The organism is Morganella sp. TYF_1 (assembly GCF_043105645.1).
GTDB lineage: Bacteria > Pseudomonadota > Gammaproteobacteria > Enterobacterales > Enterobacteriaceae > Morganella > Morganella morganii_B.
Map to the genome: position 1 here is coordinate 195,025 of NZ_JBICLU010000012.1, position 20,309 is coordinate 215,333.

The following is a 20,309-nucleotide window of genomic DNA, read 5'->3' on the forward strand; positions in this document are numbered from 1 at the left end:
CGGATGCGTAAAATCATTCATATTGATATGGATTGCTTTTATGCGGCGATTGAAATGCGTGACGATCCCCGTCTGCGCGATATTCCGCTGGCAATCGGCGGCAGTTCCGACCGGCGCGGTGTGATTGCGACCGCTAACTATCCGGCGCGGCGCTTCGGGGTACACAGTGCGATGTCAACGGCAAAAGCACTGCAGCTGTGTCCGCATCTGAAAGTGATCCCGGGGCGGATGGAGCTGTATAAAACCACCTCCCGCCATCTGCATGCAATTTTTGCCCGTTATACCTCACTGATTGAACCGCTGTCTCTGGATGAGGCGTATCTTGATGTGACGGACAGTCCGCAGTGCCGGGGCTCTGCCACACTGATAGCGGAAGCGATCCGCAAAACCATTTTTTCCGAACTGGGGCTGACCGCCTCTGCCGGCGTGGCTCCGGTAAAATTCCTTGCCAAAATCGCGTCTGATCTGAATAAACCCGACGGACAGTACATTATCACGCCGGAGCAGGTGGCGGATTTTGTGCTGTCACTGCCGCTGCGCAAAATTCCCGGTGTGGGAAAGGTGACGGCAAAACGTCTGGCCGATCTCGGGCTGGAGACCTGCCGGGATGTGCAGCATTATGATCAGATCTCGCTGCTGAAACAGTTCGGAAAGTTCGGGCAGATCATCTGGCAGCGCAGTCATGGTACCGATGAACGACCGGTTTGTCCGGACAGGGAACGAAAATCTGTCGGCGTCGAACGGACGCTGGCGGAAGATATTGCCTCGTGGGATGAGTGTCAGACGATTATTGATGAGTTGTTTCCGGAGCTGGAGCGCCGTCTGGCAAAAGTGTCACCGGATCTGCGGATCGCCCGTCAGGGCATTAAACTGAAGTTTGCGGATTTTCAGCAGACCACACAGGAACATGTCCATCAGGTGCTGGATAAAGCGGATTTACTGAAAACGGCGGAACTGGCCTGGGAGAGCCGCCGGGAAGGGCGCGGCGTGCGGCTGGTGGGGCTGCATGTGACACTGCGCGATCCGCAGCTTGAGCGGCAGTTGCTGCTCGGGTTCTGAGGCGGAAGCAAAAACGGCGGGACAATGTTATCCCGCCGCTGAACTGAATGGCGTTGTTATGCTTTCTCAGGGATCGCTTTTAAGATAGCGGTCAGTAACTGCCAGTACTGCCCGACACTCTTGATATGCACTTGTTCATCCGGCGAGTGAGCACCGGTGATGGTCGGCCCGATGGAGACCATGTCCATCTCCGGATACGGTTTTTTGAATAAACCGCATTCGAGACCGGCGTGGATAACCATGATGTTCGGGGTTTTATCAAACAGCTGCTGATAGGTTTCGCTGACCAGATGCATGACCGGAGAGTCTGCATCCGGCTGCCAGCCCGGGTAGCCGCCTTCGGCAACAATCTCTGCGCCGGACAGTGCCGCCAGCGAGGTCAGCATGCTGACCACAGAGGATTTGCCGGATTCAATCAGGGAACGTACCAGGCAGATAACCTGCACACGGTCATCGCTCATTTTCACCACACCCACGTTCAGTGAGGTTTCGACCACGCCCGGAACCACGTCACTCATGCGGACCACACCGTTCGGCATGACATTGAGCATATTGATAAAACGGGACTGCACATCGGCGGTCAGTACGCCCTGAGCGGCGGTTACGGCTTCCAGGGTGACGACCAGGTTTTTCTCTTTCTGCGCCAGTTCTTCTCTGAGCAGCGCTTCAAAGGTTTGCGCCAGTGATGTCAGCTGAGTGGCTTTATCTGCCGGTACTGCCAGGGTGATGTGGCCTTCGCGCGGAATCGCGTTGCGCAGTGTACCGCCCTGAAAATCAACCAGACGCGCACCGAGTTCTGCGGCGTGACCGGCCAGGAAACGGGCCAGTAATTTGTTGGCATTGCCGAGGCCCAGATGAATATCGCCGCCGGAATGGCCGCCTTTGAGACCTTTAAGCGTCAGGGTAAAGGTGCTGTAACCGGCCGGAACGGCTTCGCGGCTCAGTGCCAGGGTGGTGGTGACGTCAATACCGCCCGCACAACCCATATAGATTTCGCCTTCTTCTTCGGAGTCGGTGTTGATCAGGATATCAGCCTGTAACCAGCCCGGCTGAAGACCGAATGCGCCGTCCATCCCGGCTTCTTCTGTCATGGTCAGCAGGACTTCCAGCGGCCCGTGTTTGACTGAGTCATCAGCCAGCACCGCCAGCGCGGAGGCCATACCGATGCCGTTATCCGCCCCTAATGTGGTGCCTTTCGCGGTTACCCAGTCGCCGTCGATATATGGCTGAATCGGATCTTTTTCGAAATCGTGTGCGGTATCATTATTTTTCTGTGGCACCATATCCAGGTGAGCCTGCAGAACGACCGCTTTGCGGTTTTCCAGGCCCTTGCTGGCCGGTTTGCGGATCAGGATATTACCGACGCTGTCACGTTCAACGTGGAATTCCTTTTCTTTTGCCCATTCAATAATATGTGCAGCCAGTTGCTCTTCGTGGTAGGACGGATGAGGAATAGAGCAGATTTTGGCAAAAATATCCCACAGCGGCTGCGGAAATAATTGTGATAGTTCAGACACGTTCGATCTCCTGTTACTGCATTTTTCATTATTAGGGGGAGGATACCCGAAGGCGGCCGGTAACGCTGTTTAAAATGAGCGGTCGCGAATATCCGATGTCCGGAGAATAGCAAATTCTCACACAAAGTGCGTGTGTCATAACAGGGAATTATGATGAATTTGTCAGATGCTCTGGTCTTTGGCGGTTCAAGTCACTATAATCTCGCGCAACCTTTTTTCCGCAAAAAAGACTCTTTTCTGTAAATCATCAAGCCGGGATCAATCTGATATGAGCGAAAAATACGTCGTAACGTGGGATATGTTGCAAATGCATGCCCGTAAACTGGCACAGCGTTTAATGCCAACCGAACAATGGAAAGGCATTATTGCCGTAAGCCGCGGTGGTCTGGTACCGGGTGCTTTACTCGCTCGTGAACTGGGTATCCGTCATGTGGATACTGTCTGCATTTCCAGCTATGATCACGACCATCAGCGCGATATGAAAGTCCTGAAAAAAGCCGACGGTGACGGTGAAGGATTTATCATTGTTGATGATCTGGTGGATACCGGCGGTACCGCTCAGATGATCCGCGATATGTATCCGAAAGCGCATTTCGTCACAATTTTTGCCAAACCGGCCGGTCGTCCGCTGGTTGACGATTATGTGGTTGATATCCCGCAGGATACCTGGATCGAACAGCCGTGGGATATGACTGTCAGCTTTGTTAAACCCATCTGCGATCAGTAAGCGAATGCCATGACACAACAGAACCTGTCAGAAAAACTGTTTAAGCCGAAAATCAAACACCCTGAGACATCCGCACTGGTGAACTTTACCCGTTCCGGGATGAAGGAAGTCAAGGGCAGCGTCCTGAGCGGATGTACACATCCGGGCTGGTATCGCATGATTAACCGCTTAATGTGGGCCTGGCGGGGGATCCCGCCGCTGGAAACCGAAGAGGTTCTCAGCCGTATCGCGGCATCTGATGCCCCCCGCAGTGATGATGCACTGCTGGATACGGTGATCGGCTACCGCCGCGGTAACTGGGCTTATGAATGGTCTCAGCAGGCGATGTTGTGGCAGCGCAAAGCGCTGGAATTTGAATCCGGCGAAAAAGCCTGTGAAGCCTGGCTGCTTGCCGCAAATCTGTACAGTATTGCGGGATATCCTCATTTAAAAGGGGATGAGCTGGCGGATCAGGCTACCGTTCTGGCAAATCAGGCGTATGAAAACTCCGCCCGGTTTGCCGCATATGAACTGAAAAAAATTGAATTCAAAATGGAGAGCGGCGGAAACATCTGCGCTTTCCTGCACCTCCCGCCGGGGAAAGACAGTGCGTTTCCGGTGGTGATGATGTGCGGCAGTCTTGATAATCTGCAAAGTGATTACTGCCGCTACTTCCGTGACTATCTGGCACCGCAGGGAATTGCACTGCTGACGCTGGATATGCCGTCAATCGGTTACTCCTCAAAACAGACTTTAGGCCAGGAAAGCAGCCTGATGCACCAGCAGGTGCTGGATCAGCTGCGCAATGTGCCGTGGATTGACCACACCCGTGTGGCGGTGATGGGGCTGCGTTTCGGTGCCAATGTGGCAATGCGCATGGCATACCTGTCCGCACATCAGCTGCGGGGAGCCGTGCTGTTCGGGCCGGTGGTGCATGATCTGTTTGTCAGCCCGCAGCGGCAGGATAAAATTCCCGGTATGTATATGGATGTGCTGGCCAGCCGTGCGGCGGCCCGCTGTACTGACCTTGATACTGCCCGCACCCGGCTCGGCTGCCTGTCTCTGAAAAATCAGGGGCTGCTCGGCCGCCGCTGTTCACTGCCGGTGCTGAGTATGTGCTGGAAAGAGGATGTGTTCAGTCCGAAAAGTGAATCGGAGCTGATAGTCCGTTCCAGCGCTGACGGTAAGCTGCTGGAATTCGGTCATACCCCGGTTTTTGACACTTTCCATAAATCGCTGGATGAGGCCACCCGCTGGCTCACCGGAATTTTATCCTGAACAGCATAAAAATCATTGATAATTCCTGTCTGTTTGCTACAACTAAGCCTTCGCTGAAAGGAGGCTTAATGATGGCACTGGTTTCAGATTACACACGCGGCAGGTTGCTGCGATGTTTCACTGCATTGGGTCCGTATATCCGTGAGCCGCAATGTCAGGAGGGTCACTATTTTTTTGACTGCCTGGCGGTGTGTGTCAATGCGGGTGTCGCGCCGGAAAAACGCGAGTTTTTTGGCTGGTGGCTGACACTGATCCCGCAGGAAACCGGGTTTGTCTCTGAATACCATACCGGGGTATTTGATAAAAAAGGGCTCTGGCAGGAAAAATCCCTGTCTGACAATGAGAGCCGTGATGCGGTCAGCAAAACCCTGACTGATTTTTATCCCCGCTTACAGGCCGTTCTTCAGGAACTGGATCTGTCCCTGACCCCGTCACCGGTATCACCGCCCCCCGGAAAGCAGCCGGATTAATGTCCGGTTTCGCGTTGTGCCGGTTGGCATGACGCACATCACCTGTTAAAACAGGTCATCTTTTCTTATCCCGCAAAATGAATGGTAGAACGCAATGAATAGCAGCCAAACGCTGGTTGTCAAACTGGGCACAAGTGTGCTGACCGGCGGATCACGACATTTAAATCAGGCCAGGATTGTTGAACTGGTCCGGCAGTGTGCGCAACAGTATGAAAAAGGACACCGTATTATTATTGTGACCTCCGGGGCGATTGCCGCCGGGCGTGAGCACCTCGGTTATCCTGAACTCCCCGCCACCATTGCGTCCAAACAGTTACTGGCTGCGGTCGGTCAGAGCCGCCTGATTCAGTTATGGGAGCGCCTGTTTTCTATTTACGGTATCCATATCGGCCAGATGCTGCTGACCCGTGCGGATATGGAAGATCGCGAGCGTTTCCTGAATGCCCGTGACACCCTGACCGCACTGCTGGATAACGGCATTGTGCCGGTCATTAATGAAAATGATGCGGTCGCCACAGCAGAAATCAAAGTCGGGGATAATGATAACCTCTCCGCGCTGGCCGCTATCCTCGGCGGAGCGGATAAGCTCCTGCTGCTGACCGATATTGAAGGGTTGTATACTGCTGATCCGCGCAGCAACCCGGATGCCACTCTGATTTCTGAAGTGCATGATATCAGTGACGAACTGCGCAGTGTTGCGGGGGACAGTGTCTCCGGACTGGGTACCGGCGGAATGGCCACCAAGCTCCAGGCCGCAACTGTCGCAGGCCGTGCGGGGATTGATGTCATTATTGCTGCCGGTGATCGCGCCGGGGTGATTTGTGATGTGATTGATGATATTCCGGTCGGCACCCGTTTCTTCGGGAAAAAAGCGCCGATGGAAGCGCGTAAGCAGTGGATCTTCGGGGCACCGCCTGCCGGCGAGATCATTGTGGATGACGGTGCGGAGAAGGCCCTGAAAGAGAAGGGCAGTTCCCTGCTGCCGAGCGGGATCCGTACTGTTAACGGCAATTTTTCCCGTGGTGAGGTTGTCCGTATCCGCACCCTGAGCGGGCGCGATCTGGCACACGGCGTCTGCCGGTATAACAGTGATGCGCTGCGCCTGATTGCCGGACGGCAATCACAGGAAATCAGCACGATTTTAGGTTACGAATACGGCGCAGTGGCCGTTCACCGCGACGATATGATTGTCAGTTAAGGATATCAGCATATGTTAGAACAAACAGGTAAAGCGGCGAAAGCTGCCTCCCGGGCACTGGCTCAGCTGTCCGGAAAACAGAAAAATCAGGCACTGATCCGTATTGCCGATCTGCTGGAACAGAACAGTGCGCCGATCCTTGCTGCCAATGAACTCGATATTGCCAAAGCCCGGGAGCAGGGCTCGTCAGAGGCACTGCTTGATCGCCTGCTGCTGACGCAGGCGCGTCTGGAAAGTATTGCGGCTGACGTACGCAAAGTGTGTCAGCTGGCGGATCCGGTCGGGGAAGTGATCGACGGCGGTGTGCTGGAAAGTGGTCTGCGTCTTGAGCGCCGCCGTGTCCCGCTCGGTGTGGTCGGTGTGATTTATGAAGCCCGCCCGAATGTGACGGTGGATGTTGCCTCGCTGTGCCTGAAAACCGGTAACGCGGTGATCCTGCGCGGCGGTAAAGAGACACACAATACCAATGTGGCGATGGTCAGTGTGATTCAGCAGGCACTCAGCGAATGCGGTCTGCCGCAGGCGGCGATCCAGGCGATTGATAACCCGGATCGTGCGCTGGTCAATGAACTGCTGAAGATGGATCGTTATGTGGATATTCTGATCCCGCGCGGCGGTGCCGGTCTGCACCGCTTATGCCGGGAGCAGTCGACGATTCCGGTGATCACCGGCGGTATCGGCGTGTGTCATATTTTTGTCGATGAAACGGCGGATCTGCATAACGCGCTGCCGGTCATCCGCAATGCCAAAGTGCAGCGTCCGGGCGTCTGTAATGCGGTGGAAACGCTGCTGGTGCATGAAAAAGTGGCTGCGGAATTTCTGCCACTGCTGAGTGATCATATGGCGGCGGATAATGTCACCCTGCATGCGGATCCTGCCGCGCTGATGCTGCTGAAAAACGGCCCGGCGAAGACGGAAGCCGTAACAGAGGCACAACTGTCAGATGAATGGTTGTCACTTGATCTGAATGTGGTGATCGTGAAGGACATTGACGGCGCGATTGAGCATATCCGTCATTACGGCACTGAGCACTCAGAATCGATTCTGACACAATCTATGTCTCAGGCTGATTATTTCGTATCAAATATTGATTCATCAGCGGTATATGTGAATGCCAGCACCCGTTTCACTGACGGCGGTCAGTTCGGACTGGGGGCGGAAGTTGCCGTCAGCACTCAGAAGCTGCATGCCCGCGGCCCGATGGGACTGGTGGCGCTGACCACCTATAAGTGGATCGGGATCGGTGATCACACGATCCGTTCATAAACAGGCCGTTATTCATCCGCAGGGCGCTTTTTGTCAGATGACAGCCGCGTTCTGCGGATCGTGCTTTAGCTTTTTATCTGAGTACGCTATGATAGGCCATCTTAATTTACACCTATGTAAAATATTATGAACACCTGCGGAGAAAGCGGATAGTATGAATCATCAGGATGAGAAACCGATTATTTATCTTATCGGCGCCCGCGGGGCTGGCAAAACCACGCTGGGTAAACCGCTGGCACAGGCATTATTGTACGATTTTATTGACACCGATGCCTGTGTGACAGAACAGTGCCGGATGTCGATTTCCCGGCTGGTGGAACAATCAGGCTGGCTTCGCTTCCGCGAACTGGAAAGTGATGTGCTGCGTCAGGTCAGTCAGCCACAGCGTCTGGTCTCCACCGGCGGCGGCATTGTAATGGCACCGGAAAACCGGGCGTTTATGCAGTCCTCCGGCAAAGTGGTGTATCTGCGCGCCAGTGCTGAAACCCTGGCGCAACGGCTGTCACACACTCCTCAGGCTCATCAGCGCCCGAGCCTGACCGGCAAGTGCATTGTGGAGGAAATGGCAGAAGTGCTGAGCAAGCGCGAGCCGCTCTATCTGGAATGTGCGGATATTGTGGTGGATGCCACCTGTCCGGTGCCGGAGCTTATCAGTCAGATCTGCACCCGCATTCACGCTGCGGTATAGTACCTGCTGCCGGATTACCGGGAACGACGGCACAAACCGGATAAAAATAATTCCGTACAATTCTGTCAGGTGGTTAATCAATCCTCTGTGTTATTATTAAAACGTCTGCCCGCCGAATTGATTGGCGGAATAATAAATACACAGGGAATTCAGTATGTTGATGAATGTATTACGTGCGCTGCTCCGCGGATTATTCCGTATTCGTGTTACTGGTGACCTGAGTAATCTTAATCAACCACGAAGTGTTATCACCCCGAACCATGCCTCTTTTATTGATGGTGTTCTGCTGGGATTATTTTTGCCGACCCGGCCGGTATTCGCGATGTACACCAACTATGCCACGCCATTTTTCATCCGCTGCTTAAAACCGATTGCCGATATTATTCCGGTGGATCCGCGTAATCCGCTGGCATTGCGGCATCTGATCCGCGAAGTGGAAAAAGGGCGTCAGATAGTGATCTTCCCGGAAGGACGGGTAACGATCACCGATTCTCTGATGAAGATCTACGACGGCGCTGCCTTTATTGCCGCTAAAACCGGGGCGAAAGTGATCCCGGTGAGGATAGACGGCGCGGAACTGACGTATTTCAGCCGGATGCGGAAAGTGATCAAAAGTCACTTTTTCCCGGCGATCACTATCCATGTTCTGCCGCCGGAAAGCATTCCGATGCCGGAAGCACCGCGTGCCGCAGAGCGCCGCCGTCTGGCGGGAGAACATCTGCGCGACATTATGATGGACGCCCGTATGGCGTGCCGCCCGTCACTGACGCTGCCGCAGGCGTTTCTCGGCGCGGTAAAACGCTACGGGCGTTTCCAGCGGATCATTGATGATGTCAATTTCAGTGAAGACAGTTATCAGGGGCTGCTGAAAAAATCCCTCGGACTGAGCTGTATTATCAGCCACCACACCAAAGAGGGGGAGCGCACCGGCTTCCTGCTGCCGAATGCCACCGTGATGGGCGCGGCGATCCTCGGTGCTTCCATGCGCCGCCGTATTCCGGCATTGCTGAACTACACAGCGGGTGTCGCCGGGCTGCGCAATACCATGAAAGCGGCGGGGATTAATACCATCATCACCTCACGCCAGTTTCTGGAAAAGGGCAAACTGACCCACTTACCGGAACAGCTGACAGAAGCCAACTGGGTCTATCTGGAAGAGGCAAAAACCGCCGTTACCCTGAAAGACAAACTGTGGGTGCTGCGTCATCTGGTCACGCCACAGGCGGCACTGCTGCCGCAAAAGCCGGAAGATGATGCGGTTATTCTATTTACTTCCGGCTCGGAAGGTACACCGAAAGGTGTGGTACACAGCCACGACTCTCTGCTGGCGAACGTCGAACAGATTAAAACGGTTGCGGATTTCACGCCAAAAGACCGTTTTATGTCCGCACTGCCGCTGTTCCATGCTTTCGGCCTGACGGCCGGGCTTATCACGCCGCTGTTATGCGGCAGCCGGATTTTCCTCTATCCGAGCCCGCTGCATTACCGCATGGTGCCGGAACTGACCTATGATCAGAACTGCACTGTCATTTTCGGGACATCCACGTTCCTCGCCAACTATGCCCGTTTTGCGCATCCGTATGATTTTGCCCGTATCCGCTATGCAGTCGCCGGGGCGGAGAAGCTGGCGGAAGGCACCAGACAGGTCTGGCAGGATAAATTTGGTCTGCGCATCCTGGAAGGTTACGGGGTGACAGAGTGTGCGCCGGTGATCTCCATTAACGTGCCGATGGCTGCCCGCACCGGTACGGTCGGACGGCTGGTGCCGGGGATGGCAGCGCGGCTGCTGCCGGTTGCCGGGATTGAAAACGGCGGGTTGCTGCAGGTGCGCGGCCCGAATGTGATGAAAGGGTATCTGCGGGTGGAAAAACCGGGTCAGATTGAACCACCGTCAGCGGAAAATGCACAGGGCGAGGTTCAGGCCGGCTGGTATGATACCGGTGATATCGTCACGATCGATAAAGACGGATTTATTACTATCCGCGGACGGGTGAAGCGTTTTGCCAAACTGGCCGGTGAAATGATCTCGCTGGAAAGTGTGGAGCAACTGGCACTGAGTGTCTCGCCGGAGAAACTGCACGCGGTGGTGACAAAACCGGATGCAAAGCGCGGCGAAGCGCTGGTGATGTTTACCACTGACAGTGAACTGGATCGTACGCAGCTGATGGCACAGGCAAAAGCGAAAGGATTGCCGGAACTGGCGGTTCCGCGTGATATCCGTTATATCAGACAACTGCCGGTGCTCGGCAGCGGTAAACCGGATTTTGTCACCCTGAAACAACAGGCATTACAGGAGCCGCAGGTATGACTGCCTCCGCCCCGTTACTGAACAAAGGCATGAAAGCGGTACTGGTTTCACAGTTTATTACGGCATTTGCGGATAACGCGATTCTGTTCGCTATTCTCGCACAGCTCAGCGCCCGGCACTATCCGGAGTGGAGTCAGCCGATGCTGCAGATGGTCTTTGTGCTGAGCTTTATTGTACTGGCACCGTTTGTCGGGCAGATTGCCGACAGCTTCCCGAAAGGACGGGTGATGCTGTTGTCGAATGGCTGTAAGCTCATCGGCGCGATGGTGATCTGTGTTGGTACCGATCCGTTTCTGGGATACGGGCTGATCGGCGTGGGGGCTGCGGCCTATTCCCCGGCAAAATACGGGATACTGGGGGAGCTGACCACCGGTGAACAGCTGGTGAAAGCCAACGGGCTGATTGAAGCCTCGACCATTGTGGCGATCCTGCTGGGATCGGTAACCGGTGGTTTCCTGTCTGATTACCATATTACAATGACACTGATATTATGTACGGTGATGTACGCACTGGCGGCACTGACCAACATCTATATTCCGCGTCTGCCGCCGGCGAAAACCGGTCTGAGCCGCAATCCGCGTACGATGGTGGTCACGTTTCTCCGTGCTGCGGTATCCCTGTGGAAAAACCAGGAAAGCCGCTTTTCCCTGACCGGTACCAGTCTGTTCTGGGGCGCGGGGGTGACACTGCGGCTGATGCTGGTATTGTGGGTTCCGGCGGCGCTGGGCATTACCAGTCAGACCATGCCGCCACTCCTTAACGCGATGGTTGCTATCGGGATTGTGGCAGGAGCGGGTCTGGCTGCCCGTTTTATTACCCTGGAAACCGTGCGCCGCTGTATGCCGGCCGGTATCCTGATCGGGGGGATGGTCATTATATTCGCCGTTCAGACGTCGGTGGTGCCGGCCGGTATCACACTGATCCTGGTCGGTGTATTCGGCGGACTGTTTTTGGTACCGCTCAATGCGATGCTGCAAAAGTGCGGTAAAGAGACGGTCGGGGCGGGTAACGCTATCGCGGTACAGAATCTGGGGGAAAACAGTGCGATGCTGCTGATGCTGGGGCTTTATTCCCTGGCGGTCAAAGCCGGTGTGCCGGTAGTGGTGATTGGTGCGGCGTTCGGCAGCCTGTTTGCCCTCGCGATCGGCGGGTTATGGCTCTGGGATATCCGCCGCAAAAAACAGATTTCATAACAGGAGTGACCGATGCATGATGAACAGGCCCTGATCCGGCGCAGTACAGAACTGGGGCATTATCTCCTTGAGGCCGGCCTGAGTGTTACTGCGGCAGAATCCTGCACCGGCGGGTGGATTGCCAAGGTGATCACGGATATCGCCGGGAGTTCGGCGTATTTTCAGCGCGGGTTTGTCACCTACAGCAATGATGCCAAACACAGTATGATCGGGGTATCAGAACAGTCGCTGTCCGCCTTCGGTGCGGTCAGTGAGGCGGTGGTGCGGGAAATGGCCGCCGGGGCGCTGGATACCGCTGGTGCGGACTTAGCCGTCTCTGTCAGCGGTATTGCCGGGCCGGACGGCGGCAGTGATGAAAAGCCGGTCGGTACAGTCTGGTTCGGCTGGGCGTGGCGGGACGAAACAGGCATAAAAACCGCGGCCCGCTGCTGGTGCTTTGCGGGCGATCGCAATGCAGTACGCTGTCAGGCGGTGCTGAAAGGGCTGGACGGATTAATTGCCATTCTGACGAAAAAACCACTTGATACTGTATGACTATACAGTATAATCAGTCCGACAGATTCAGTTGAAACCATTTTAATAACCCGGGCGGTGTCTCAGGGGTTGAGAAGGGAGTTTACATGGCTATTGATGAGAACAAACAGAAAGCACTGGCAGCAGCCTTAGGTCAGATCGAGAAACAGTTCGGTAAAGGTTCGATCATGCGTCTGGGTGAAGACCGTTCCATGGACGTGGAAACTATCTCTACCGGCTCTCTGGCACTGGACGTTGCACTGGGTGCAGGCGGTCTGCCGCTGGGACGTATTGTTGAAATCTACGGGCCTGAATCTTCCGGTAAAACCACACTGACATTACAGGTTATTGCCGCTGCACAGCGTCAGGGCCGTGTATGTGCATTTATCGATGCGGAACACGCACTGGACCCGGTCTACGCCAAGAAACTGGGTGTGGATATTGATAACCTGCTGTGCTCCCAGCCGGATACCGGTGAGCAGGCACTGGAAATTTGTGATGCCTTAACCCGCTCCGGTGCGGTTGATGTCATCATTGTTGACTCCGTGGCTGCACTGACACCAAAAGCGGAAATCGAAGGTGAAATCGGTGATTCTCATATGGGTCTGGCGGCCCGTATGATGAGCCAGGCGATGCGTAAGCTGGCCGGTAACCTGAAAAACTCCAACACCCTGCTGATTTTCATCAACCAGATCCGTATGAAGATCGGTGTGATGTTCGGTAACCCGGAAACCACTACCGGGGGTAATGCACTGAAATTTTATGCCTCTGTCCGTCTGGATATCCGCCGTATCGGCGCGGTGAAAAACGGTGATGAAGTGGTCGGCAGCGAAACCCGCGTAAAAGTGGTGAAAAACAAAGTGGCTGCGCCGTTCAAACAGGCTGAATTCCAGATCATGTACGGTGAAGGTATCAACACCATGGGCGAACTAATCGACCTGGGTGTGAAACATAAACTGGTTGAGAAAGCCGGTGCCTGGTACAGCTACAACGGTGAAAAAATCGGTCAGGGTAAGGCAAACGCCACGATTTACCTGAAAGAACATCCGGAAATGGCGGCTGAGCTGGATAAAAAATTACGTGAGTTATTACTGAATCACAGCGGTGAATTCAGTACCGCAGCAGAAAGTTTCAATGAAGAAAGTGAAACTGAAGATGCGGGAAACGAAGAGTTTTAATTCGTAAAGCCCACTGAATTTAATATTTATAGTAATAAAATCATTGAGTTATTATGAAAGCTGTGTCCGTGACGGGCACGGCTTTCTTTTTATCTGCGGACAACAGCCTGTCACAGCCCCTCATACCGTGTTCTTTATACAGAAACCCCTCTGCCGGCCGGATGAACGCCGTTTGTACGAACAGACTTTCAGAAAAAGTTTATTCGCTTTACAATGGGTACAGCGAATGGATTTATCTGGGAATTAATGTTCAAGGGAAACCCTTAAATTTCTCTCCGCCTTGATTGATCCGAAGGTTGAATCGGAGCGGCTTCACAGTCTGTTTCGCAATTCATAAATCTTATTATTTCAGCTTGATTTCGGGATAAATATGAGCAAAAGCACCGCTGAGATCCGTCAAGCGTTTCTCGACTTTTTCCATACAAAAGGACATCAGATTGTCCAGAGCAGTTCGCTGGTTCCGAACAACGACCCAACGCTGCTTTTTACTAACGCAGGGATGAACCAATTCAAAGATGTTTTCCTCGGTCTGGATAAACGTCCTTACACCCGCGCCACGACAGCACAGCGTTGTGTCCGCGCAGGTGGTAAGCACAACGACCTGGAAAACGTCGGCTACACTGCACGTCACCACACTTTCTTCGAAATGCTGGGTAACTTCAGCTTCGGCGATTACTTCAAGCACGATGCTATCAATTTCGCCTGGGAACTGCTGACCGGCAAAGAATGGTTTAACCTGCCGAAAGAGAAGCTGTGGGTAACCGTCTATGCAACGGATGATGAAGCGTACAACATCTGGAAAGATGAGGTCGGTGTGCCGGCTGAACGCATTATCCGCATCGGTGATAACAAAGGCGCACAATACGCCTCTGACAACTTCTGGCAGATGGGCGATACCGGTCCCTGCGGTCCGTGTACTGAGATTTTCTTTGATCACGGCGACCACATCTGGGGCGGCCCTCCGGGATCACCGGAAGAAGACGGTGACCGTTACATCGAGATCTGGAACATCGTCTTTATGCAGTTCAACCGTCAGTCTGACGGCACATTAGAGCCGCTGCCGAAACCATCCGTTGATACCGGTATGGGTCTGGAGCGTATTACGGCTGTTCTGCAGCACGTAAACTCTAACTATGATATCGATCTGTTCCGTAAACTGATTGCCGATGTGGCGAAAGTGACCGGTGCTGACGATCTGACCAGCAAATCACTGCGCGTGATTGCCGACCACATCCGCTCCTGTGCCTTCCTGATTTGTGACGGCGTTATTCCGTCCAATGAAGGCCGCGGTTATGTACTGCGCCGTATCATCCGCCGCGCTGTCCGCCATGGTTACATGCTGGGCGCGAAAGACACCTTCTTCTACAAACTGGTTGCGCCGCTGATCGACGTGATGGGCTCTGCCGGTGAAGAACTGGCACGTCAGCGCGTAATGGTTGAGAAAGTGCTGAAGTCAGAAGAAGAGCAGTTTGCCCGTACGCTGGAACGCGGCCTGCAACTGCTGGATGATGAATTAGCCTCACTGACCGGGGATACCCTGAGTGGTGAAGCGGCATTCCGTCTTTATGACACCTATGGTTTCCCGCTGGATCTGACCGCTGACGTCTGCCGCGAGCGTAACCTGAAAGTGGACGAAGCCGGTTTTGAAGCGGCAATGGAAGAACAGCGCCGCCGTGCCCGTGAAAACAGCGGCTTTGGTGCGGACTACAACAGTCTCATCAAAGTGGACAAGCGCAGTGACTTCTCCGGTTATGATCACAATGAACAGGCGGCAACCATTGTTGCACTGTACAAAGAAGGTCAGCCGGTGACTGAGCTGAATGCCGGTGATGAAGGTCTGGTGATCCTGGATAAAACCGCGTTTTATGCGGAATCCGGCGGCCAGGTCGGTGATACCGGTGTACTGTCGAGCAACGATGCACAGTTCAGCGTTCTGGACACACAGAAATACGGCCAGGCTATCGGCCATGCCGGTCGTGTGGACAGCGGTAAACTGACCGTGAACCACAAAATCACCGCGAAAATCGACGAAGAGCGCCGTAACGCCATCCGCCTGAATCACTCGGCAACGCACCTGATGCATGCCGCGCTGCGTCAGGTTCTGGGTGAGCATGTGTCACAGAAAGGCTCACTGGTAAACGATAAATACCTGCGTTTTGACTTCTCTCACTTTGAAGCCATGACACCGGCACAAATCCGTGAAGTGGAAGCCCTGGTCAACGCCGAAATCCGTAAAAATGAGCCGGTCGTGACTGAGCTGATGGATCTGGAAGAGGCGAAAGCCAAAGGTGCGATGGCACTGTTCGGTGAAAAATACGATGAACGTGTCCGTGTACTGAGCATGGGCGATTTCTCAACCGAGCTGTGCGGCGGTACTCACGCAGCACGTACCGGTGATATCGGTCTGTTCCGTATTATCAGTGAATCCGCCACAGCGGCGGGTATCCGCCGTATTGAAGCGGTTACCGGTATTGGCGCACTGGAAAGCGTGAATCAGCAGTCTGACGCACTCTCTGCGGTGGCACAGCTGGTGAAAAGTGATGAAGCCGGTGTGAGCGAAAAAGTCAAAGCTGCGCTGGATAAAATCCGCACCCTGGAAAAAGAGTTACAGCAACTCAAAGAACAGCAGGCTGCGCAGGAAAGTTCCTCCATGACCAAAGATGCCGTTTCAGTGAACGGTGTTAAACTCCTGGTGAAACAACTGGCTAACGCCGAACCTAAAATGTTACGGACGATGGTTGATGATCTAAAAAATCAATTAAGCTCTGGAATTATTGTGCTTTCAACTATCAGTGATGATAAAGTTAGTCTCATTGCAGGTGTAACAAAAGATCTGACCGGTAAGGTCAAAGCCGGCGAACTGGTGGCCTTTATTGCTGAACAAATCGGTGGTAAAGGGGGCGGTCGCCCGGATATGGCTCAAGCCGGCGGGACAGATACCGCTGCTTTACCTGCTGCTATGGCAAGTGTTGAAAGCTGGGTGGCATCTCACCTGTAGTCTGAGTAAATCTGAACAGGAGCGCGCTCCGGCGTGCTCCTGATATTGGTGATTAGGTCTTTGTATCACTAACGTTAGGTCGCAATTTTTAACTACACTAAATATTGCAATGTGTCTAAAACTACATATAGTTTACAAATAATCATTGCTATACGCTTTCACGGTGTTGGATGGATAATGGCGGGTAAACTCAGAGGCCCGACTCTTTTAATATTTCAAGGAGCAAAGAATGCTTATTCTGACTCGTCGAGTTGGTGAAACACTCATGATAGGCGATGAGGTAACAGTGACTGTACTGGGTGTTAAAGGAAACCAGGTTCGAATTGGTGTCAACGCCCCCAAAGAGGTTTCTGTTCACCGTGAAGAAATTTACCAGCGGATCCAGGCTGAAAAATCTCAACCCAATAACAATAACTATTAAGTTGCGAGGCGCGCTCGTTACCGCAACGGGCGCCTTCTTCATTTTCTTTCTGCCGCTATTATCCCGGTTCTGTTTTTTCTTTCCTGCAAAAATCGCCCGCTATTCTGTCACTTTCTCTGCACACGACCGTATTTATTCCTCACCGCCGTATTAAGCGGAGGTGGATTTCGTTGTCGTAAAAACACGCGTATCGTTGTGAAAATCAACATAGTGCGCGGTAATTGTGCAAACGATCGTGAGATCTTAAAAAGTTGGGAAAAATTGTTTGACTTCTCAGTGGGGGAAAGTAATATGTGCGCCACACGACGACGAGATGACGGAAACGGAAATCATCGTTGTGTGGTCTGAAACAATGGTGAGATGGCCGAGAGGCTGAAGGCGCTCCCCTGCTAAGGGAGTATGCGGTCAAAAGCTGCATCGAGGGTTCGAATCCCTCTCTCACCGCCATTCAGATTGCACCCGTAGCTCAGCTGGATAGAGTACCCGGCTACGAACCGGGCGGTCAGAGGTTCGAATCCTCTCGGGTGCACCATTTAAACCCCACGATACTGTCATGGGGTTTTTATTTTGGCAAAAGAAAATGCTAAGATAAAAAAATCAGTTCTGAAAAGATGTTTTAAGGTACGCACCCGTAGCTCAGCTGGATAGAGTACCCGGCTACGAACCGGGCGGTCAGAGGTTCGAATCCTCTCGGGTGCACCATCTTATCACTTTATTTCAAAACTGATTTCCGGTAACAGAATTAGTATGCGATGCACCCGTAGCTCAGCTGGATAGAGTACCCGGCTACGAACCGGGCGGTCAGAGGTTCGAATCCTCTCGGGTGCACCATCTTCCTCTCTTATCCCATATTCAGCACCCGTAGCTCAGCTGGATAGAGTACCCGGCTACGAACCGGGCGGTCAGAGGTTCGAATCCTCTCGGGTGCACCATATAAAAACCCCGCTCTTTGAGCGGGGTTTTTCTTTTTCCGTTTTTCCCGTCACTGAATCGAATCCGTTTTTACGTCATACTCGTTATCTGAAGTACAGATGCTTCTGAAACTGATCGTATAACAATGACATGTAAGAGGGATAATACATTGTCACAGCAGTGGTTTCTGCTGTTCCGTTTGTGTGGGGCTGGGTTGAATCACAGCGACAATAGCCCGGCTTTGCGATAAAGTATCCCCCTTATGAATACTATCCATTATCAGGACGGGAGGTCGATTTGATCCCGGATGTATCCAAAGCGCTCTCATGGTTAGAGGCGCACCCCCGGATTTTAAAAGGCATCAACCGCGGCATTGAGCGCGAAACACTGCGTATCACGCCGGATGGTGCTCTGGCACGTACCGGTCACCCGGAAGGGCTGGGAAAATCATTAACCCATAAGTGGATCACCACGGACTTTGCCGAGTCATTGCTGGAGTTTATAACCCCGGTGGATTCGCGTATTGATTACACCGTGAAATTTCTGCGTGATGTGCACCGCTACACTGCGCGTCATCTGAACAATGAACGGATGTGGCCGCTGAGTATGCCATGCTTCATTGATTCTGAAGAGCATATCGAATTGGCGCAGTTCGGCACATCCAATGCAGGGCGTTTTAAGACGCTGTACCGTGAAGGGCTTAAAAACCGCTATGGCGCGCTGATGCAGACCATTTCCGGTGTCCACTACAACTTCTCTCTGCCGATGGAATTCTGGCAGGCGTGGAGCGGTATCAGTGATGCGGAAAGCGGTAAGGATAAAATCTCCGACGGCTATTTCCGCCTGATCCGCAACTATTACCGCTTCGGCTGGGTTATCCCGTATCTGTTCGGTGCATCGCCGGCGATTTGCGGCTCATTCCTGCGCGGCCGTAAAACCAATCTGCCGTTTGAAACGCTGCCGACAGGGGCATTATACCTGCCGTATGCCACGTCACTGCGTTTAAGCGACCTCGGCTATACCAACAAGTCACAAAGTGATCTGAACATCACCTTCAACCATCTGGACACCTATGTCGCCGGGCTGAAGAATGCCATTCAGATCCCGTCTGAAGAATTTGCCGCACTGGGATTAACCAAAGACGGAAAACACCTTCAGATTAATACTAACGTCCTGCAGATTGAAAACGAGTTCTATGCGCCTATCCGGCCGAAGCGTGTGCAGAAAGGCGATGAGTCGCCGTCAGATGCCTTACAGCGCGGCGGGGTGGAGTATATCGAAGTCCGCGCCCTGGATATCAACCCGTTCTCTGCCACCGGTGTCGATGAAACACAAATCCGTTTCCTCGACCTGTTCCTTATCTGGTGTGTGCTGGCCGATGCGCCGGAAATGAGCGCGGATGAGCTGGCGTGTGCCCGTCATAACTGGAACCGGGTGATTCTGGAAGGGCGTAAACCGGGACAGGAAATCGGTATCGGCTGCGGTCGTGAAAAACAACCCTTGCAAAAAGTGGGTCACGCACTGTTTAATGATCTCCTGCGTGTTGCCGATGTGTTAGATACCTGCTCAGGCACACAGTATCGCGAAGTGTGCGAAGCACTGAAAATGCAGTTTGATGATCCGGAACTGACGTTCTCGGGCCGGATGCTGGCACTGATAAAAGAAGCAGGTATCGGAAGTTACGGGCTGGCCCTGGCGGATCGGTATCATGAAGAACTGACTCACGAGCCGTATGACGTGATCAGTGAAGCAGACTTTGCTGAACAATGGCAGGCTTCTGTCGATAAACAAAAAGCGATGGAAGAGAGTGATACGATAAGTTTTGATGAGTATCTGGCGCTGCATGGCGGTCGCTGATTTCTGACAGATAAGAAAATGGCCACAATCAATGTGGCCAAAATAAATCTCTCAGAGAATAGGGATGATAACAATTTGCGCGTCTTTCACTACATCAGACCAGCGTATTCAGAAAAAGTTTCATTCGTTCGGCATTTTTTACAAAAAAAAGAGGAGCGGGAATTATGCCTTTGCTGGATAGTTTTTTAGTTGACCACACACGCATGGCGGCACCTGCGGTACGCGTAGCGAAAACCATGACCACCCCGGGTGGCGATACCATCACTGTTTTCGATCTGCGTTTTTGTGTTCCTAATGAAGAGATTCTGCCGGAAAGAGGAACGCATACACTGGAACACCTGTTTGCCGGTTTTATGCGTAACCATTTAAACGGCAATGGTGTTGAAATCATTGATATCTCGCCGATGGGCTGCCGTACCGGGTTCTATATGAGCCTGATTGGTGCGCCGTCAGAAACCCGTGTTGCGCAGGCCTGGAAAGACGCTATGGCGGATATCCTGACGGTCAAAGATCAGGCGAAGATCCCTGAGCTGAACCTGTATCAGTGCGGGACGTATAAAATGCATTCACTGGAAGAAGCACATCAGATTGCAAAAAACATCATTGAGCGCGATGTCCGCGTCAACAAAAATGATGAACTGCTGTTATCTGATGATGAGCTGGAAAAACTGCATCCGTAATTTTTCAGCCCCGGATACAAAAAAACCTGCGCGCATTGCTGCCGCAGGTTTTTTTATGTCTTTTATC

General features: G+C 53.0%; 16 protein-coding genes and 5 tRNA genes. 20 read left to right on the top strand and 1 reads right to left on the bottom strand.

The features are described from left to right. The first annotated feature begins 3 nt into the window (after nt 1-3). Nucleotides 4-1,059, top strand: coding sequence for a DNA polymerase IV (gene dinB, locus ACF8OF_RS05075; protein WP_279799716.1), 1,056 nt, complete (start codon nt 4-6; stop codon nt 1,057-1,059). Between the two features lie 56 nt (nt 1,060-1,115). Here dinB and pepD read toward each other — a convergent pair whose 3' ends face one another. After that, the gene (gene pepD / locus ACF8OF_RS05080; protein WP_262883105.1) at nt 1,116-2,576 is read right to left on the bottom strand and encodes a beta-Ala-His dipeptidase; all 1,461 of its coding nucleotides are present in this window, start codon (nt 2,574-2,576) and stop codon (nt 1,116-1,118) included. A gap of 268 nt (nt 2,577-2,844) precedes the next feature. Here pepD and gpt point away from each other — a divergent pair, with 268 nt between their 5' ends. From gpt to luxS, 19 genes are all read left to right on the top strand, one after another. Continuing rightward, on the top strand, nt 2,845-3,303 hold the full coding sequence (gene gpt / locus ACF8OF_RS05085; RefSeq protein WP_024472638.1) for a xanthine phosphoribosyltransferase: 459 nt from the start codon (nt 2,845-2,847) through the stop codon (nt 3,301-3,303). A 9-nt stretch (nt 3,304-3,312) separates the two neighbouring features. Continuing rightward, nucleotides 3,313-4,560 carry an esterase FrsA gene (gene frsA / locus ACF8OF_RS05090; RefSeq protein ID WP_262883106.1) on the top strand — a complete coding sequence of 416 codons (1,248 nt, stop codon included), beginning with the start codon at nt 3,313-3,315 and terminating at the stop codon, nt 4,558-4,560. 68 nt (nt 4,561-4,628) lie between these two features. Continuing rightward, nucleotides 4,629-5,030 carry a sigma factor-binding protein Crl gene (crl, locus tag ACF8OF_RS05095; protein WP_262859250.1) on the top strand — a complete coding sequence of 134 codons (402 nt, stop codon included), beginning with the start codon at nt 4,629-4,631 and terminating at the stop codon, nt 5,028-5,030. A 94-nt stretch (nt 5,031-5,124) separates the two neighbouring features. Then, the gene (gene proB / locus ACF8OF_RS05100) at nt 5,125-6,228 is read left to right on the top strand and encodes a glutamate 5-kinase (RefSeq protein ID WP_025154088.1); all 1,104 of its coding nucleotides are present in this window, start codon (nt 5,125-5,127) and stop codon (nt 6,226-6,228) included. Nucleotides 6,229-6,240: 12 nt separating this feature from the next. Next, complete coding sequence (proA, locus tag ACF8OF_RS05105; protein ID WP_262862573.1) at nt 6,241-7,494, top strand: glutamate-5-semialdehyde dehydrogenase; 1,254 nt, start codon at nt 6,241-6,243, stop codon at nt 7,492-7,494. Between the two features lie 154 nt (nt 7,495-7,648). Continuing rightward, nucleotides 7,649-8,182 (top strand): shikimate kinase AroL, encoded by a 534-nt coding sequence (gene aroL / locus ACF8OF_RS05110; protein ID WP_349467931.1) that lies wholly within the window; start codon nt 7,649-7,651, stop codon nt 8,180-8,182. A 154-nt stretch (nt 8,183-8,336) separates the two neighbouring features. Beyond that, nucleotides 8,337-10,490, top strand: a complete 2,154-nt coding sequence (gene aas / locus ACF8OF_RS05115; RefSeq protein ID WP_392495922.1) for a bifunctional acyl-ACP--phospholipid O-acyltransferase/long-chain-fatty-acid--ACP ligase — start codon at nt 8,337-8,339, stop codon at nt 10,488-10,490. After that, entirely contained in the window at nt 10,487-11,683 is a 1,197-nt protein-coding gene (gene lplT / locus ACF8OF_RS05120) for a lysophospholipid transporter LplT (protein WP_392495923.1), read from the top strand. Before aas ends, lplT begins: the two co-directional genes overlap by 4 nt. Before the next feature lie 12 nt (nt 11,684-11,695). Next, entirely contained in the window at nt 11,696-12,217 is a 522-nt protein-coding gene (pncC, locus tag ACF8OF_RS05125) for a nicotinamide-nucleotide amidase (RefSeq protein WP_262859245.1), read from the top strand. Nucleotides 12,218-12,303: 86 nt separating this feature from the next. Then, nucleotides 12,304-13,374: a recombinase RecA gene (recA, locus tag ACF8OF_RS05130; RefSeq protein WP_025154094.1), complete on the top strand. Its 1,071-nt coding sequence runs from the start codon at nt 12,304-12,306 to the stop codon at nt 13,372-13,374. 370 nt (nt 13,375-13,744) lie between these two features. Next, nucleotides 13,745-16,372, top strand: a complete 2,628-nt coding sequence (alaS, locus tag ACF8OF_RS05135; protein WP_262859244.1) for an alanine--tRNA ligase — start codon at nt 13,745-13,747, stop codon at nt 16,370-16,372. Nucleotides 16,373-16,601: 229 nt separating this feature from the next. Continuing rightward, nucleotides 16,602-16,793 (top strand): carbon storage regulator CsrA, encoded by a 192-nt coding sequence (gene csrA, locus ACF8OF_RS05140; RefSeq protein WP_004237871.1) that lies wholly within the window; start codon nt 16,602-16,604, stop codon nt 16,791-16,793. Nucleotides 16,794-17,147: 354 nt separating this feature from the next. After that, nucleotides 17,148-17,240 (top strand) — tRNA-Ser (locus ACF8OF_RS05145). 8 nt (nt 17,241-17,248) lie between these two features. Then, nucleotides 17,249-17,325: transfer RNA gene (locus ACF8OF_RS05150), tRNA-Arg, on the top strand. 93 nt (nt 17,326-17,418) lie between these two features. Then, a tRNA-Arg gene (locus tag ACF8OF_RS05155) sits at nt 17,419-17,495 on the top strand. A gap of 52 nt (nt 17,496-17,547) precedes the next feature. Then, nucleotides 17,548-17,624 (top strand) — tRNA-Arg (locus ACF8OF_RS05160). A 24-nt stretch (nt 17,625-17,648) separates the two neighbouring features. Beyond that, a tRNA-Arg gene (locus tag ACF8OF_RS05165) sits at nt 17,649-17,725 on the top strand. Nucleotides 17,726-18,002: 277 nt separating this feature from the next. After that, nucleotides 18,003-19,562, top strand: coding sequence for a glutamate--cysteine ligase (gene gshA, locus ACF8OF_RS05170; RefSeq protein WP_262859243.1), 1,560 nt, complete (start codon nt 18,003-18,005; stop codon nt 19,560-19,562). Nucleotides 19,563-19,726: 164 nt separating this feature from the next. Beyond that, nucleotides 19,727-20,242: an S-ribosylhomocysteine lyase gene (gene luxS / locus ACF8OF_RS05175; protein WP_004238743.1), complete on the top strand. Its 516-nt coding sequence runs from the start codon at nt 19,727-19,729 to the stop codon at nt 20,240-20,242. The last annotated feature ends 67 nt before the right edge of the window (nt 20,243-20,309 follow it).

Excerpts from the sequence above, each read along its gene's own strand:
- dinB (WP_279799716.1), top strand. The coding sequence starts at position 4 with ATGCGTAAAATCATTCATATTGATATGGATTGCTTTTATGCGGCGATT.
- gpt (WP_024472638.1), top strand. The coding sequence starts at position 2,845 with ATGAGCGAAAAATACGTCGTAACGTGGGATATGTTGCAAATGCATGCC.
- frsA (WP_262883106.1), top strand. The coding sequence starts at position 3,313 with ATGACACAACAGAACCTGTCAGAAAAACTGTTTAAGCCGAAAATCAAA.
- crl (WP_262859250.1), top strand. The coding sequence starts at position 4,629 with ATGATGGCACTGGTTTCAGATTACACACGCGGCAGGTTGCTGCGATGT.
- proB (WP_025154088.1), top strand. The coding sequence starts at position 5,125 with ATGAATAGCAGCCAAACGCTGGTTGTCAAACTGGGCACAAGTGTGCTG.
- proA (WP_262862573.1), top strand. The coding sequence starts at position 6,241 with ATGTTAGAACAAACAGGTAAAGCGGCGAAAGCTGCCTCCCGGGCACTG.
- aroL (WP_349467931.1), top strand. The coding sequence starts at position 7,649 with ATGAATCATCAGGATGAGAAACCGATTATTTATCTTATCGGCGCCCGC.
- aas (WP_392495922.1), top strand. The coding sequence starts at position 8,337 with ATGTTGATGAATGTATTACGTGCGCTGCTCCGCGGATTATTCCGTATT.
- lplT (WP_392495923.1), top strand. The coding sequence starts at position 10,487 with ATGACTGCCTCCGCCCCGTTACTGAACAAAGGCATGAAAGCGGTACTG.
- pncC (WP_262859245.1), top strand. The coding sequence starts at position 11,696 with ATGCATGATGAACAGGCCCTGATCCGGCGCAGTACAGAACTGGGGCAT.
- recA (WP_025154094.1), top strand. The coding sequence starts at position 12,304 with ATGGCTATTGATGAGAACAAACAGAAAGCACTGGCAGCAGCCTTAGGT.
- alaS (WP_262859244.1), top strand. The coding sequence starts at position 13,745 with ATGAGCAAAAGCACCGCTGAGATCCGTCAAGCGTTTCTCGACTTTTTC.
- csrA (WP_004237871.1), top strand. The coding sequence starts at position 16,602 with ATGCTTATTCTGACTCGTCGAGTTGGTGAAACACTCATGATAGGCGAT.
- luxS (WP_004238743.1), top strand. The coding sequence starts at position 19,727 with ATGCCTTTGCTGGATAGTTTTTTAGTTGACCACACACGCATGGCGGCA.